The 16600-nt window shown below is 58.2% G+C and carries 12 protein-coding genes; 8 read left to right on the forward strand and 4 right to left on the reverse strand.

Features of this window, described 5'->3' with window-relative positions; translation table 11 throughout:
* Nucleotides 1-52 precede the first annotated feature (52 nt).
* Nucleotides 53-1030: an acetylxylan esterase gene (locus tag ANT_RS12420; protein ID WP_013560873.1), complete on the reverse strand. Its 978-nt coding sequence runs from the start codon at nt 1028-1030 to the stop codon at nt 53-55.
* Between the two features lie 218 nt (nt 1031-1248).
* Here ANT_RS12420 and ANT_RS12425 point away from each other — a divergent pair, with 218 nt between their 5' ends.
* Genes ANT_RS12425 through pgmB form a run of 3 tightly spaced genes read left to right on the forward strand, consistent with a single transcriptional unit; the run spans nt 1249 to nt 5180 of the window.
* Nucleotides 1249-2331, forward strand: a complete 1083-nt coding sequence (locus ANT_RS12425) for a LacI family DNA-binding transcriptional regulator (protein WP_013560874.1) — start codon at nt 1249-1251, stop codon at nt 2329-2331.
* Between the two features lie 12 nt (nt 2332-2343).
* On the forward strand, nt 2344-4539 hold the full coding sequence (locus ANT_RS12430) for a glycoside hydrolase family 65 protein (protein ID WP_013560875.1): 2196 nt from the start codon (nt 2344-2346) through the stop codon (nt 4537-4539).
* Entirely contained in the window at nt 4536-5180 is a 645-nt protein-coding gene (pgmB, locus tag ANT_RS17730; RefSeq protein WP_013560876.1) for a beta-phosphoglucomutase, read from the forward strand. Before ANT_RS12430 ends, pgmB begins: the two co-directional genes overlap by 4 nt.
* Nucleotides 5181-5236: 56 nt before the next feature.
* On the opposite strand, the gene ANT_RS12440 is transcribed toward pgmB, so the two are convergent.
* The gene (locus ANT_RS12440; RefSeq protein ID WP_013560877.1) at nt 5237-7516 is read right to left on the reverse strand and encodes a glycoside hydrolase family 3 C-terminal domain-containing protein; all 2280 of its coding nucleotides are present in this window, start codon (nt 7514-7516) and stop codon (nt 5237-5239) included.
* A 593-nt stretch (nt 7517-8109) separates the two neighbouring features.
* Here ANT_RS12440 and pheS point away from each other — a divergent pair.
* The 3 genes from pheS to ANT_RS12455 are packed head-to-tail and all read left to right on the forward strand — an operon-like array spanning nt 8110 to nt 12462.
* The gene (gene pheS / locus ANT_RS12445; RefSeq protein ID WP_013560878.1) at nt 8110-9141 is read left to right on the forward strand and encodes a phenylalanine--tRNA ligase subunit alpha; all 1032 of its coding nucleotides are present in this window, start codon (nt 8110-8112) and stop codon (nt 9139-9141) included.
* 2 nt (nt 9142-9143) lie between these two features.
* Entirely contained in the window at nt 9144-11675 is a 2532-nt protein-coding gene (gene pheT / locus ANT_RS12450) for a phenylalanine--tRNA ligase subunit beta (protein ID WP_013560879.1), read from the forward strand.
* A 1-nt stretch (nt 11676) separates the two neighbouring features.
* Complete coding sequence (locus ANT_RS12455; protein ID WP_041455031.1) at nt 11677-12462, forward strand: class I SAM-dependent methyltransferase; 786 nt, start codon at nt 11677-11679, stop codon at nt 12460-12462.
* A 39-nt stretch (nt 12463-12501) separates the two neighbouring features.
* Here ANT_RS12455 and ANT_RS12460 read toward each other — a convergent pair whose 3' ends face one another.
* Nucleotides 12502-12984, reverse strand: a complete 483-nt coding sequence (locus ANT_RS12460; RefSeq protein ID WP_013560881.1) for a hypothetical protein — start codon at nt 12982-12984, stop codon at nt 12502-12504.
* Nucleotides 12985-13241: 257 nt separating this feature from the next.
* Here ANT_RS12460 and kamA point away from each other — a divergent pair, with 257 nt between their 5' ends.
* Together kamA and ANT_RS12470 are read left to right on the forward strand one after the other, a co-directional pair.
* Complete coding sequence (gene kamA / locus ANT_RS12465) at nt 13242-14582, forward strand: lysine 2,3-aminomutase (RefSeq protein WP_013560882.1); 1341 nt, start codon at nt 13242-13244, stop codon at nt 14580-14582.
* A 33-nt stretch (nt 14583-14615) separates the two neighbouring features.
* Entirely contained in the window at nt 14616-15575 is a 960-nt protein-coding gene (locus ANT_RS12470; protein ID WP_013560883.1) for an aldo/keto reductase, read from the forward strand.
* Between the two features lie 74 nt (nt 15576-15649).
* Here the strand turns inward: ANT_RS12470 and prmA are convergent, their stop codons facing one another.
* Nucleotides 15650-16576, reverse strand: a complete 927-nt coding sequence (gene prmA, locus ANT_RS12475; RefSeq protein WP_013560884.1) for a 50S ribosomal protein L11 methyltransferase — start codon at nt 16574-16576, stop codon at nt 15650-15652.
* Nucleotides 16577-16600 lie beyond the last annotated feature (24 nt).

Genomic DNA, 16600 nt, shown 5'->3' on the forward strand with positions numbered 1-16600 from the left:
TCACTAAGAACCTCAGAAAAATACAGACGAAAACTCTCAGCAATCCCCGAAATTACTCAAGAGGTAAATGTTCATGCAAAAAGGCTAACTTGGCTTCGCTTTGATAAGTGCCACCGCCTTCGTGATTGTTGAACTCGTACACCCGCATTTGCTTAAACCCGGCATAATGATTGTACGCGGCATACACTGTTGAAGGCGGGCAAATGGTATCCATCAACCCGACCGAAAAGAGCGCTGCGGCTCTGGCGCGGGCGGCGAAATTCATGCCATCAAAATAGGACAGGGTTTGGAACACCCGCTCCACCTTATCGCGGTGCGTTTTGCAGTAACTGGCAATCTCCGCGTAGGGATGGGTATCCACCAGTTGGGTAGCGCGGCGGAAATGGCAAAGGAATGGCACATCGGGCATTGCCACGCGAACCTGCGGGCATAGCCCGGCAACCGCCAGGGTGATGCCCCCGCCCTGACTACCACCCGTAATGGCGATTCTCTCTGCATCCACCGCGGGATGGGCTTGGGCTGTTTCTACCGCGCGCACCGCATCGGTGAAGACCCGTCGGTAGTAATAGGTATACGGACTTAAGATGCCCCGGGTCATGAAGCCGGGGTAGTGCGGATTGGCGCCCTCCGGTTCAGGGTCGGGGGTATCGCCGGGTTGCCAGGAACTGCCCTGCCCACGGGTATCCATCACCAGCGTGGCGTAACCGCAAGAGGGCCAGAGCAACCAGTTAAGAGGCGAGCCGCGTCCACCCCCATAGCCAATATACTCCACCACGCAGGGCAGTTTGCCCTGCCGGTTTACGGGCAACAGCAACCAGCCCTTGATGGTCTGCCCGCCATACCCAGAAAAGGAAACATCAAAAGCCTCCAGCGTTTTCAGCCCCACTTCAACCCGCTCAAAACGGGCGTTCAGCGGGTACTGACGAGCTTCGCTGAGGGTTGCCTGCCAGAAGGCATCGAAATCTTCCGGTTCTCCCCGGGAAGGGAGATAGGTTTGGAGTTCCTCAATGGGAAGGTCGAAGAAAGCCATGATTTACCTCCGACTGCAAATTCAAAAAAAGAAACAGTGAACGATAACGTTCTCATTAAAGCACGATTTTCACTGGAAGGAAAACGGAATCGCCGATTTTTTAAGAAAAAAGCCGGCGAATTTTTCCAAAAAGAGGCTGGTTTTTTCTTGACAATCCCGTCTCAATCGCACTATACTTAATGCGAACGTTCGCACGAACGTTATGCAGAAGGGAGCAAATGGCGATGAATCCCCAAAAACGTGCCACCCTGAAAGAAGTTGCCCGGCTGGCCGGAGTCAGTTACCAGACAGTGTCCAAAGTGCTAAACGGGCAGGTTCAGTTACCCGAAGTGACCGAAGCCCGCATTTGGGAAGCCGTCCGCGCCTTAAATTACACCCCCAACCACACCGCGCGCAGTTTGCGTTCGCGGCGCAGTCATACCATCGCCTACTGCTGGGCGCCCACGGCAACCGGGCAGGCAAACCCCATTCTGGACGAACTGCTCCAATCCATGGTGCAGGCGGCGGAACAACAAGGGTATTACCTGTTATGTTTTCCCAATCTGCCCGACCCTAACCGCCAGCGCGAAGCCTACCGGGAATTAATCGACTCCGGGCGGGTGGATGGTTTCATCCTCTCCAGCGTGGAGTACGAAGATCCGCGCATTCTCTACCTGATGGAACGGCGCTTCCCCTTTGTGGCGTTTGGGCGCTCCAACCCGGAATATCAGTTCCCCAGCATTGATATTGACGGCGGGATGGGCATGCTGAAGGTGGTGCGTCATCTGGTCGAGCGCGGACACCGGCGCATTGCTGCGCTCACCTGGCCTCCCGAGTCGCGGGTGGGTGCCAACCGCATTTCCGGATTCCTGCAGGGCTTGATTGAGGCCGATATTCCGCCCGTGCCGGAGTGGATGGAACGCGGCGAAGGCGTGCCTTCTTTCGGCTATCAAGCCACCCTGCGCCTGTTGAAATTACCCGAAGCCATGCGCCCAACCGCCATCGTTGCCTTCAACGACGCCATGGCACTGGGAGCGGTGCGCGCGGCTCAGCAACTGGGTTACCGGGTAGGCAGCGACATTGCCGTCACCGGCTTCGACGACACCCCGATCGCGCGTTACACCCTTCCTCCCCTCACCTCGGTTCGCCAACCCATCTGGGAAGTTGGCGAGCGCCTGGTCAACCGCTTGATTGCCTTGTTAGACCATCCGGAAATTTCCTCCCCCTACTGCGAGTTAATCGAGCCCGAACTGATCATTCGCGCCTCCAGTACCGGGGAAGAAACACCTCTGGATCAAGATCACCCCTATCTTTACCCATAGAAAGGAACCCGTATGACTTCTGCTCTGTGGACAGTCACCGAAGAAACCTTTAATCCCAAAGCACAGCATCACAGTGAGACGATTTTTACCTCCGGGAATGGTTATCTGGAAAGTCGCGGTGCGTTTGAAGAAGGCTACCCCGGCGAGCGCCGCACTACCTTCCTGCACGGTGTGTTCGATGACATCCCCATTTCCTTTACCGAACTGGTTAACGCCCCGGACTGGCTGGAATTGCACCTCTTTCTGAATGGAGAGTTTTTCCGTATGGACCGTGGGGAAATTCTCCACTACCGGCGCACGCTGGATTTGCGCACCGGGCGGGTGAATCGCACCGTGCGCTGGCGCAGTCCACAGGGAAGAATCACCCGGCTGGAATTTGAGCGCTTTGCCTCACTTGCCGATGAACATGTGATGGTTCTGCGCGTCCATATCACCCCCGAAGATTACAGCGGAACGCTGGAAGTGCGCGCGGGCTGGAACGGCGATGTGGACAACCTGAATTACAAACACTGGGAATGGCTGGCGCAGGAAGCCACACCGGAGATGTGCGCTCTGCATGTGCGCACCCAAGCCACAAAGATTGAGTTGGGTGCGGCATCGCGCCTGTCACTGGCATCGGGCGTGCTCGCAGAAAAAACCGCCTGGGATGTGCACAACCATCCCACTCAGGTAGTGAAGACTACCCTTGAACAGGGCAAAACCCTGACGGTAGAGAAAACCGCCGTGTACTTCACCTCGCGGGATGTGAAGAATCCCTATCAGGCGGCACAGGAAAAATTGCTCGGTTTGCCCGTGCCGGCATGGGACGCTTTATGGGAACCCCATGCCCGCGCCTGGGAAGAGGACTGGCAAGCCTGCGACGTGGAAATCGAAGGCGATGACGAAGCCCAAATTGCCGTGCGTTTCAGCCTCTTCCAACTGCTGGCGGCGGCACCGCGCCACGATGAGCGCGTTTCTATTGGCGCCAAGACGCTGAGCGGTTACGGCTACCGCGGGCATGTCTTCTGGGATACAGAAATTTTCATGCTGCCATTCTTCACCTACACCCGCCCGCAGATTGCCCGCAACTTGCTTTCCTACCGCTACCATAACCTGGAAGGCGCGCGCAAGAAAGCCCGCGATGGCGGCTATCAGGGAGCGCAATTCCCCTGGGAAAGCGCCGCTACCGGTGAGGAAGTAACCCCCACCTGGGTGCCACACTATGCCGACCGCACCAAGGTCATCCGCATTTGGACGGGCGACATCGAGATTCATATCTCATCCATGGTATGTTTCGGCATCTGGCAGTACTGGAAAGCCACCGGCGATGAGCCTTTCCTGCTGGAGCGCGGCGCGCAGATTTTCTTCGAGGTTGCCCGCTTCTGGGCAAGCCGTGCCGAATGGAACGAAACCACCGGCAAGTATGAGTTTAACGACGTCATCGGTCCCGATGAATACCACGACCATGTGGACAACAACGCCTTCACCAACGCCTTTGCCCGCTGGACGCTGGAAAAAGCCGTGTGGCTGATGGATTACCTGAGACAAAATCACCCGCAGGCGGCAGAAGCCTATACGAAGAACCTGGGACTGACGGATGAGGAATTGCACCGCTGGCAGGAAGTCGCCCGGCGCATTGATTACGCCGTTGACCCGCAAACCGGCTTGGTGGAGCAGTTCAAGGGCTACTTCCAGCGCCGCGATGTGAACCTGCAAGCCATGGAACCGCGCACCGAATCGGTGCAGGTGATTTTTGGCATCGAAGGCACCAATGAGACGCAGGTGCTTAAACAACCCGATGTACTCATGCTGGCTTACCTCCTGCCCGAACTGTTCGATAAAAAATCCCTGCAGGTCAATTACGACTACTACACCCCGCGCACCGATCACACCTACGGCTCTTCGCTGGGACCCTCCATTCAAGCCATCATGGCGTGCCGGGTAGGCAAACAGGAAGACGCTTACGAGCACTTCATCCGCGCAGCGCGCGCCGACCTGCGGGATGTGCGCGGCAACGCCGGAGACGGCATCCACGGCGCATCTGCGGGCGGAGTGTGGCAGGCGGTGGTCTTTGGCTTTGGCGGATTGCAGTTCCACAACGGCAAATGGACGGTCACCCCGCACCTGCCCCATCACTGGAAACGGCTGGTCTTTCGCTTTACTTATCGCGGCAAATCCTACGTCATTGACCTGCCCAACAAAGGTCCGTTTTCCTCGGAGGAAGCATGATTCGCGCGGTATTGTTCGATCTGGACGGCGTACTGACCGACACCTCCGAGTACCACTTCCTTGCCTGGAAGCGCCTGGCGGACGAACTGGGCATTCCCTTTGACCGGCAGGACAACGAAGCCCTGCGCGGCGTTTCCCGCCGTGAATCGTTACTGCTTCTACTCAAGGGACGTCCCGCCACAGAAGAAGACATGCAGGCATGGATGGAACGCAAGAACCGCTATTATGTGGAGTATATCTCCCAGATGACCCCGGAAAACCTGTTACCGGGCGCACTGAATCTGCTCCAGGAATTGCGCGCCAACGGCTATAAAACCGCCATCGTTTCGTCCAGCAAGAACACCCCGCTGGTGCTGGAGCGGTTGAACCTCGCCCATTGGATAGATGCGGTGGTGGACGGCAACGCCCCCGCACGCAGTAAACCGGCCCCGGACTTGTTCCTGCTGGCGGCGGAGCGTCTGGGGGTTGTCCCGCAGGAATGCCTGGTGGTGGAGGATGCCGCCGCAGGAATCGATGCCGGGCACGCCGCCGGCATGCGCACCCTGGGACTGGGACCGCGGGAGCGGGTTGGTCATGCCGACATGGTCCTGCCCGACCTGAACGGTGTGCATCTCGCCGACCTGAAGCCTGTCCTGGAATAACAAAAAAGAGCCTCCCGTGTTTATGGGAGGCTCTTATGATTCTCATCCCTGAGGGACTAGGCTTTGCCGTGCACCTTGGCGAGCAAATCGGCAACCACCACCTCGGCAGGCGCGGGCAGGTTGGCTTCCTGGAAGCCCAACACGCTGACCACCGGCATGTCCATCATGAAGCCCATCATGTCCATGCCAATCATTTCATTCGAGGCTTCATCACCGCCCATCATGCGCGCCATCTGGGTGCGCATCTGGTCAAACATGGGTCCGAAGACCGCCTTGCCGCGCGGATCTGCCAGCCATTCCCGCACGGTGGATTCCATATCCAGAATGCAGGGCAGTTCCAGCGTTGATTCCAGCGTCACCGTCAGGGTATGACGGATATCCGCAGAAGAAGCGCCAATGAGGATATCGAACTCGCCGCTCTCGGTCACCCACTGGTGATATTCGGGGTGGTAGAAAGCAAAGGCGCGGAAGTCCAGCGGGATGGCAACCGTTTTGGTTTCGCCGGGCTGGAGTTCCACCTTGGCAAACCCTTTCAGTTCTTTCACCGGGCGGGAGAGCGAAGCCTGGCGGTCATGGACGTACACCTGCACGGTTTCCTTGCCCGCCACCTTGCCGGTGTTGGTCACATCCACGTACACGGTCACGCCGTCCACATCGCGGAAAGATTGAGCCGAGACGCGCGGATTGCTGTACTCAAAGGTGGTGTACGAAAGCCCAAATCCAAAGGGGAAGAGTACGGCATCTTCCCGGGCATCGTAGTAGCGGTAGCCAATGTACAAGCCCTCTCCGTAGCGCACCTTGCCCGCCTCACCGGGCCAGTTGAGGTAAGCGGGAGTATCCGCCAGACGCAGGGGGAAGGTCTCTGCCAGTTTGCCAGAGGGATTGACCTTCCCGAAGAGGATGTCGGCAATCGCGCCTGCGCCAGCCTGTCCCATCATCCACGCCTCCAGCACTGCGGCAACGCCGTCAATCCACTCGCTCATCACGATGGGCGCGCCGTTGTTCAGAATCACCACCGTATTGGGCTGGACTTTGGCAACGGCTTGAATGAGCGCCACCTGCTGGCGGGAGAGATCCAGGTCCTGGCGGTCGTAGCCTTCCGACTCTTTCGAGGGCGGCAAAGCAACAAAGATGAGGGCAACCTCGGCATCGCGGGCGATATCCACGGCTTCGTCAATCATTTCGGGGTGCAGGCTTTCATCAGCGGCATAGCCTTCAGCGTATGTCCATTGAATGCCCTCGCCCTGCTTCTGGAGTTCATCCAGCGGCACATCCACACGTGTAGGATTGATGTTGGAACTGCCGCCGCCCTGGAAGTAGGGTTCGCGGGCAGAACGCCCGATGACCGCGGCTTTTCGGATGTCTTTCAGCGGCAGAATGCCATTATTCTTCAACAGCACCATGCCTTCGGCGGCAATCTGACGCGCCAGAGCGTGATGCGCGTCCACATCAAAAGCCCCACCCTTGGGAGTGCGCATGGCTTTGTCCACCAGCCTGAGCATGCGGCGCACCGACTCATTAAGGACTTCTTCGGAGAGTTGCCCGGATTTCACCGCTTCCACTACCGCGCGCACATGAGCGTGCTTTGGACCGGGCATTTCCAGATCCACGCCACCCACCAGCGATTTGACGCGATCGCGCACGGCGCCCCAATCCGAAACCACCACACCCTCGAAACCCCATTCTTCTTTGAGGATTTCGGTGAGCAGTTGGTGATGTTCGGAAGCAAAGGTTCCGTTCACCTTGTTGTAGGCGCACATCACCGTCCAGGGCTTGGCGCGCTTAACCGCCGCCTCGAAGGCAGGCAGGTAAATTTCGCGCAGGGTGCGCTCGTCCACCTCGGCGCTGATGGTGAAGCGCTCAAATTCCTGATTGTTAGCGGCGTAGTGCTTGATGGAAGTGCCCACGCCCTTACTCTGAATGCCGTTAATCAGAGCAACCGCCATTTCGCCTGCCAGGTAGGGATCTTCCGAGAAATACTCGAAGTTGCGCCCGCCCAGCGGAGAACGCTTCATGTTCACACCCGGACCGAGCAGAATATCCACCTTCAAGGCAATAGCTTCTTCTGCCATGGCTTCGCCCATACGCTGAAGCAATGTCGGATTCCACGTGGAAGCCGAACAGGAAGCGGTGGGAAAACAGGTGGCAGGCAAACTCTTGGCGGTCAGGGTATTAGGGTCCGAAGCGCGGCGGACGCCGTGAGGACCGTCGGTCATGACAATGGAAGGGACGCCCAGGCGCTCAATCGCCAGCGTGCTCCAGGGGGTAGCGCCGGTGCAGAACGCGGCTTTTTCCTCCAGCGTCATTTGGGAGAGGATGGCTTCAATATCCAGCATACGATACTCCTTTTGAAAAACGAAGGGACGAATTGAACGCTAACACGGGGTATTACCATGATGATACATCAAATACTTACAAAACACAAGGTAAGTAAGTTCAGGATTTCCCCTTACCCTCAACCTCTATTTTCGCACAGAGAAAGCCCCAGGGCAACAGATCTGCCTCAGTTGCTTATGAACCCTCTGCAAGGATGCTTTTTTTTTACCCTCACCCATTCCCCTTGACATTCCCCCGCTTTCGCAGATAATAAACTTCAACAATTTGACACCTCAACCCAAAGGCTGAGACGGAGGAAAGTAGGCGGGCAGGCGCCGCCAGAGAGGCAGGGGCACAGGCTGGAACCCCGCTCGGAAGAAGCCCGATCGAAGTTCCCTCCCGAGCCGTCCGGGGGAAATCCCTGAACCCATCAGGGTGAGTAGTTCGGACCGCACACCCGGCGTTAGCGGGTTACCAATCGCCCGGCTGGGCTGTTGGGAAAGTGGGCTGGAGCATTCCAGCCAAGATGGGTGGTACCGCGGGAAAGGCTTCCCGTCCCATGCAGGGACGGGATTTTTTCATCAACTACACCTTCGTTGTAATTGGAGGGAGAATGGACGAATTGCAAGAACTGGAACGCATCCGCCGGGAAGGGCTGGAGCGGCTGGCTGAAGCCAACGACTCCGCCAGCCTGGAAGCCTGGCGGGTGGCTTACCTGGGACGCAATGCCCCGGTGATGCAGGTATTCAGCCGCCTGGGACAGGCGCCCAAAGAACTGCGCCCGCAAATCGGGCAGAGCGCCAACGCCGTCAAGCAAGCGCTGGAAGCGGCTTACCAGGAAAAACTGGAAGCCGTGCGCCGCGCCGCACTGGAAGAGGAATTGACCCGCCAGAAACTGGATGTTACCCTGCCGGGACGGCGCCCGTTTTTAGGACGCCACCACATCGAAACTCAGACAATGCGGGAAATTCTGCGCATCTTCACCTCGATGGGCTTTCAGGTGTACAGTTCACCGGATATCGAAACCGACGAGTACAACTTCACCTACCTCAACATTCCCCCGCACCACCCCGCGCGGGACATGTGGGACACCTTCTACCTGACCACCCCGGGGTTGCTGTTGCGCACCCACACCTCACCGGGACAAATTCATGCCATGCGCCAGTTCGCGCCGGAACCGGTGCGGGTGGTATTGCCGGGCATGTGCTACCGCTACGAGCAAGCCGGTGCCCGCAAAGACATCCAGTTTACCCAGGTGGAATTGCTTGCCGTCGGCTATGATATCACCTTTGCCGACCTGAAAGGCACCCTGCAGGATTTTGCCGACCGCATCTTCGGCGAGCGTCTGCGCACCCGTCTGCGCCCCTCGTACTTCCCCTTCACTGAACCCAGCGCGGAGATGGACGTGGAATGCGTCATCTGCCATGGCAAGGGATGCAGTGTATGCAAAGGTTCTGGCTGGCTTGAAATCATGGGATGCGGTATGGTGCATCCTGTCGTTCTGCAACACGGCGGTTACGACCCGGCAAAGTTTACCGGCTTTGCCGCTGGCATGGGTCCCGGACGCATCGCCATGCTGCGCCACGCCATTCAGGACATTCGTTCCCTTTATGAAAATGATGTCAGATTCCTGGAGCAGTTCTAACTATGAAAGTCGTGCTTTCCTGGCTGAAAGAATTTGTGGATATTGACCTCAACCTTGAGGAACTGGCGCGCCTGCTGACCATGGCAGGGCTGGAAGTGGAAGAAATCCAACTGGTGGGATTGCCCATGCCCCCCGCCGAGCGCCACGAGTTTCATTACAGCGGGCTGACCTGGGAGCCGGACAAAATCGTCGTTGCCCAAATTGACGAGGTCATGCCCCATCCCAACGCCGACCGCTTGGTGTTGTGCCGTCTGCATGATGGACAGCAGGAACACACCGTCCTGACCGGCGCCCCGAACCTGTTCGAGTACAAGGGCAAGGGACCCCTGCCCCAACCGCTCAAGGTAGCCTATGCGAAAGAAGGCGCGCGGATTTACGATGGACACCAGCCCGGACAGGTGCTCACCACGCTGAAACGCGCCAAGATTCGCGGCGTAGAATCCTACTCGATGGTATGTTCAGAAAAAGAACTGGGCATTTCCGAGGAACACGAGGGCATCATCCTGCTCGATCCCGACGCCCCCACTGGCATGCCACTGGTGGAGTATATGGGCGATGCGGTGCTGGACGTTTCGATCCTGCCCAGCATGGCGCGGTGTGCCTCTATTCTCGGCGTAGCCCGCGAGGTTGCCGCATTGACCGGCAAGCCCCTGCGCCTGCCCCGCACCACCCTGCCCGCCACGGGCGAGAGCATCCTCGGCAAAGCCGCCATCCAGATTACCGAGCCGGAATACAATCCGCGCTTTGTGCTGGGACTGATTCGCAACGTGCGCATCCAGCCCAGCCCCTACAAGGTACAGTTGCGCCTGCGCCTGGCAGGCATGCGCCCCATTAATAACATTGTGGACGCCACCAACTACGTGATGCTGGAAATCGGCGAACCCCTGCATGCCTTCGACTATCAGGCACTGGTGCGGCGCGCCAACGGCAACCCGCCCACCATCATCACCCGACGCGCCAAGCCCGGTGAGACCCTGACCACGCTGGACGGCGTGGAGCGCAAACTGGACGACTTCACCGTGCTGGTGTGCGATACGGCGGGTGCGTTGTCCATCGCCGGGGTGATGGGCGGTGCCGAGACAGAAGTAACCGAGCAGACCACCGATGTCCTGCTGGAAGGCGCATCCTGGAACTTCATTAACATCCGCAAGACGGTGGCATCGCAAAAACTCAACTCGGAAGCCGCCTACCGCTTCTCGCGCGGCGTCCACCCGGCGCTGGCGCCGGAAGGGGTGAAACTGGGCTTGGAACGCATGGCGCTTTGGAGCGGTGGAGAGATTGCCGCCGACCTGATTGACGCCTATCCCGTACCTCACCATGACCCGGAGATTGACCTCACCGCCGCGGAGATTCGCCGCGCGCTGGGCATTGACCTGAGCCTTGCCGAGGCAGAAACCCTGCTCAGCCGTCTGGGCTTCATCTGCCAGAGAGAGGGCGAGACCCTGCACGTGCAGACCCCGCCCCATCGGCTGGATATCGGCGAAGGGCTGGTGGGCAAAGCCGACCTCATCGAAGAGATAGCCCGTCTGTACGGCTTTGACCGCATCCCGGCGCGGCGTCTGGCAGACCCTCTGCCATCGTTGCAGGAAGACCCGGATTTAGCCCCCACCGAAAAGGTGCGCGATGCGCTGGTGCGTCTGGGTTTGCAGGAAGTCATCACCTACCGCATGACCGTCCCGGAGCGCGAGCATCGGCTTTATCTGGACGACGCTCCGGAACGCTCCGCGCCATACCTGAGGCTGGCAAACCCCATCTCGCTGGATCGCAGTGTCATGCGGCGCAGTCTGCTGGCTTCGGTGATGGAAATTGCCGAGCGCAACATCCGCCTGCGCGAACGGCTGGCGCTGTTCGAGATTGGTCCGGTCTTCCTGCCGGTTGAAGGGCAGACCCTGCCCAACGAGGACTGGCGGGTAGCCCTGGTGCTGACCGGCACCCGTCAGCCCCCGGCATGGGATCGCAAAGAGGTGACCCCGATGGATTTCTACGACCTCAAGGGCATCCTCGAAGGACTGCTGGAAGCCCTGCACATTCCCGATGTGACCTACCGACCGGCGCAAAACAGCACCTTCCACCCCGGCAAATGCGCCGAGGTGCTTTCCGGCGAGCGTGTGCTGGGCGTGTTCGGCGAACTGCATCCCAAAGTGAAGGAGCATTACGACTTCGGCACGGCGCCGGTGCTGGCGGGCGACCTTTCGCTGAAAGCCCTGCTGGAAAGCATCCCCGTAGCGTATGAAGTTGGCGCCGTGCCTGCTTTCCCGCCGGTACTGGAAGACCTGGCGGTAGTGGTGGATGAGGACATCCCTGCGGCACGGGTGGAAGAAGTCCTGCGCCAGGGCGGCGGGAAACTGCTGACGGCGGTGCGCCTGTTTGACATCTACCGCGGCGAGCAAATCGGCGCCGGGAAAAAGAGCCTGGCATACCGCCTGACCTATCAAGCCCTGGATCGCACGCTGACCGACAAGGATGCCGCTTCCATCCGCCAGCGCATCATCCGCCGGCTGGAGCAGGAACTGGGCGCCAGGATTCGGAGTTAAATTGAACGACCAAGACCTTCTGGCATATAACCGCTGGGCATGGAATCGTCAGGTGGAACAGGGAAACCGCTGGACGATTCCGGTCTCGCATGAACAGGTGGAAGCCGCCCGCCGGGGAGAGTGGGAGATTTACCTGACCCCAACCATCCCCGTACCCCGGGGGTGGTTTCCGCCACCCGGAGCGGAGATTCTCTGTCTGGCTTCCGGCGGTGGACAGCAGGGACCTTTGCTTGCCGCGGCAGGCTACCAGGTGACCGTGTTCGACCTTTCGGACGCGCAGTTAGCACGCGACCGCGAAGTGGCTGAACGGGAAGGGTTGCACATCCGCCTGGTACAGGGCGACATGCGCGACCTCTCGGCATTTGCCGATGAATCCTTCGACTGCATCGTCCATCCGGTATCCAACTGCTTTTGCCCGGAAGTGCGCCCGGTGTGGCGCGAGGCATACCGCGTCCTGCGGCGCGGCGGCAGTTTGCTGGCGGGTTTTAACAACCCGGCAATTTATCTTTTCGATGCCAGCATCCTTTGGGAACAGCGCCGTCTGGAAGTGCGCTGGAAACTGCCCTACGACGACCTGCACGGTCTGACCGAAGCACAAAAGCAGGAATGCCGTGAAAAGGGCATTCCGCTGGAGTTCAGCCACACCTATAACGATCAGATTGGCGGTCAACTGGAAGCCGGTTTTGTCCTGACGGGTTTTTACGAAGACCGCAACCCGCCCGGAGAGGAAGTCCTGAGCGAATACCTGCCTTTTTACTTCGCTACCCGCGCCGCAAAACTCCAGTAATCTCCCCACTCCCCCGAAAGCCTTTCGGGGGAGGTGTTTTTACTCTCCCAGTTCATTCCATACGGCTTGCAGGAATGCGTTTTTCTCCGGTGGAACGCCCCTGCGAATTTCTACGCGGTGCAGGCGTTTTGTCCACTCCACCAGCAGAGTATCCTCACTGCCTGCCTCGGAAGGAATCCGCTCAAGGGAGTACACCCCCGAGACATCCGAAGAAAGGAACAATACGCGGTACGGACGGTACACCAGCGCCGCGAAGTAGGCTTCTCCATAGGATTTTGGCTCTGGCAGAGTAATCAGGTAAATGGTGGTACGGCGGTTTGGCTGATAGGTCAGATAATTCAATCCAAAAGCATCGCGTAAATTTTCCGGCTTCACCCGCTTTCCGGCTTCTTCCCAATAAAAACGCAGGAGTCGTGTGCCATCCCGCTCCAGCAGACGCACAAAGGTATCCGGGTTGCGGTGAAACAACTCCGGCAGTGCCTCGTTCACAAATGCCTGAGATTGGGTCTTCTCGCTCACCATCTTTCCATCCACTTCGATTATACAGACACCAGAGCCGGTTGGACGCAACCTGTACAACAGCAAAGAACTAACAAGAATTTGACCTGCGGGAGGAGATTTTGTACAATGAAAATGTGAGAACGTGGTATCTGATCGCTTTACCGTTAGGATTCTTCCGTCCCGACCACGACCCGCCACCGGGGAGGCTTCTTTCGTGAAGCGGATTTTTTCTGTACTTTACTTTTATTCTTTTTTTCCAAGCCAAAGGAGTGTAAATCATGTCCCCGGTAGCCTTTCCCGCCAATAAACGTGCCCCCATTTATCGCGATGTTCCAGATGAGAAATGGAACGACTGGCGCTGGCAGTTGAGTCATCGCCTGAACAGTGTGGAAGATTTTGAGCAGGTTCTGCGCCTGACCGAGAGCGAACGCAAAGCCCTGACGACCCAGGGACTGTTTCGCGTGGACATTACCCCCTACTTCGTTTCACTGATTAATCCGGACGACCCCGACGATCCCATCCGTAAGCAGGTCATTCCCCGGGCAGAGGAAATTGTGCCTTTTACCGGCATGATGGAAGATTCGCTGGCAGAAGACCGCCATTCGCCGGTGCCGGGACTGGTGCACCGCTATCCCGACCGCGTGCTGATGCTGGTCACCACCCAGTGCGCCTCGTACTGCCGGTACTGCACCCGCTCGCGCATCGTTGGCGACCCCAGCGCCACCTTCTCGCGCGCTGAATTTGAGATGCAAATCGAATACCTCAAGCGCACGCCGCAGGTGCGCGATGTGCTTCTCTCCGGCGGCGACCCGCTGACCCTGGCGCCTAAACTGCTGGAAGAACTGCTTTCCCGCCTGCGGGAAATCGAACACATCGAGATTATCCGCATTGGCAGTCGCGTGCCGGTATTCCTGCCCCAGCGCATCACCCAGGAATTTTGCGACATGGTCTCCAAATATCATCCGGTGTGGATGAATATCCATGTCAACCACCCCAACGAAATCACCCAGGAACTGGCAGATGCCTGCGACCGTCTGACGCGGGCAGGCGTTCCGCTGGGCAATCAGAGCGTACTGCTGGCAGGGGTGAACGATTGCGTGCATGTTCAGCGCAAACTGGTACAGGATCTGGTGCGCATCCGCGTGCGCCCTTACTACCTGTATCAGTGCGATCTGGTGGAAGGCGCCGGGCATTTCCGCACGCCGGTTGCCAAAGGCATTGAGATTATCGAAGGTCTGCGCGGTCACACTTCGGGATACGCCGTGCCTACCTATGTGGTGGATGCCCCGGGTGGCGGTGGCAAGATTCCGGTCATGCCCAACTATCTCATCAGCATGTCCGACCACAAAATCATCCTGCGCAACTACGAAGGCTACATCACCACCTACGAAGAACCCATCACCTATCAGCCACACGACCCCAAAACCTGCCCGTACTGCCAGAACAAACGCCCCGAACCCGGACAAACCGGCATCACCGGCTTGCTGGATGGCGATGCCATGTTCATCAAACCGGAGCACTTCGATGAACTGCACAACCGCGGCGGCGGTCTGCACCGTCTGCGCGCGGATACAGAAAAATGGAAACCCTTGGGAATCGGCGGCGGGGAAGAACTCTAGCCAGCCCATTCCCGCTTGCTAAAGGAGGCAAATATGCACTACCGCAGGATGGGACGCACCGGTCTCAAACTCAGCGAAATCAGTCTGGGCGCCTGGGTGACCTTTGGCAGTCAAATTGACGAAAAGACTGCCACCGAACTCATCCATGCCGCCTATGATCAGGGCATCAATTTCTTCGACAACGCCGACGTGTATGCCGGCGGAGAAGCCGAAGTGCTTATGGGGCGCGCGATTCGCGGCTTGCCGCGGGAAGCGCTGGTGCTTTCCAGCAAGGTCTTCTGGCCCACCATGCCGGGGCCCAACGGGCGCGGGCTCTCCCGTAAGCATGTGATGGAGTCCATTCATGCCTCGCTCAAACGCATGCAGGTAGAGTACTTCGACCTGTACTTCTGCCACCGCTACGATCCGGATACACCGGTGGAGGAAGTCGTCTGGGTGATGAATGACCTGATTCGTCAGGGCAAAATCCTCTACTGGGGCACTTCGGAGTGGGAGCCGCATCAGATTATGGAAGCCATTGGCATCGCCCGCTCGCTCAACCTGATTGGTCCCAGCATGGAACAGCCCCAGTACAACATGTTCCACCGCAAGCGGGTGGAGAATTTCCTGGCACCGGTGTGCCGCGATTACGGCATCGGGCTGACTACTTTCAGTCCGCTGTACTTTGGCATTTTGAGCGGCAAGTATAACGAGGGCATTCCGGCGGGCAGTCGGGCGTCCATGGAAAGCATGGGCTGGCTGAGGGATTTAATCACCCCGGAGCGCATTGCCATCGTGCGGCAGTTGACCGAACTGGCAAACGAACTGGACGCCACCACCGCCCAACTCGCCATCGCCTGGATTTTGCGCCGCAAAGAAGTCAGCGCAGTGATTACCGGCGCATCCAGCCTGGAGCAGATGGACGAAAACCTGGGCGCCGCCGAAATTGCCGAAAAACTCGACGATGACATTCTGGAACGCATCGAGAACATTTTAGGCAATTTCCCTGAATAACAGGGGAGTTTTTTAAAAGAAAATCCCTCTCTCCAACCCCATGCGAGAGAGGGATTTTTTATGACCTGCTCAGGCTAGACCGGTTTAATCAGGCGCAATGCCACCCAATCGTTGATCTGGCGCTGTTCGACGAACTTCAGCCCTTTTTGGGCGGCGGCAAGCAGGACATCCGGGGCTTGCGTGTCAAGTATACCACTGAGAATTACCGTTCCACCCGGGCTGACCAGATCTGCCAATCCTGCATCGAACAAGCGGATAATCACCGGCGCAAGGATATTCGCCAGCACCAGCGGGGCATGTGTAAGGCTGAAATTGCCGGCAAGAATCTCGCTCACCGAACCCAAGCCCACTTCCAAGCGCTCCAGTACGCCGTTGGCTTCAGCATTTTCACGGGTGGAAATGACCGATGCCTGGTCAATATCCACCCCCAGGGCATGGCTGGCGCCCAGTTTGAGCGCGCCAATCGAAAGGATACCCGAGCCGCACCCGACATCAATGACCGGCTTACCGGGAATGACCGTATCCTCCAAAAAAGCCATACATAACTGCGTGGTGGGGTGCGTTCCCGTGCCAAACGCCATGCTGGGATCAATTTTCACCGGGATGCGGGTTTCTCCGGGGTTGGGCGCCATCCATGCCGGCAGAATGAGCAGACGCTCTCCCACAGGAATGGGGCGGTAATGCTGTTTCCATGCCGCCATCCAGTCTTCATCCTGAATGGTACGGAAAGAGGGTTCGGGAAGCGGTTGAATCTGGCCCAAATGCCACAGGGCTTCGGTCACTTTCTGGCGGGTTTCTTCAATATGCTCATCAATGGGAAGATAACCGTACACCTTGACCGGACCATAGGGCGTGCCTTCGTCTTCGGCATCGTTATAACGCACGGCGCTTTCTACCACTACGCCGCCGGAGACAAACCGGCTGAGTACTTCCGAAACGGCTTCGCCCAGTTCAGGGTCAACAGTAATGGATACTTCCAGCCAGTGGGGAGCATTGGACATAACAACCTCTCAATACAAAAGTTA

It is taken from the genome of Anaerolinea thermophila UNI-1 (genome assembly GCF_000199675.1).
Classification (GTDB): Bacteria; Chloroflexota; Anaerolineae; order Anaerolineales; family Anaerolineaceae; genus Anaerolinea; species Anaerolinea thermophila.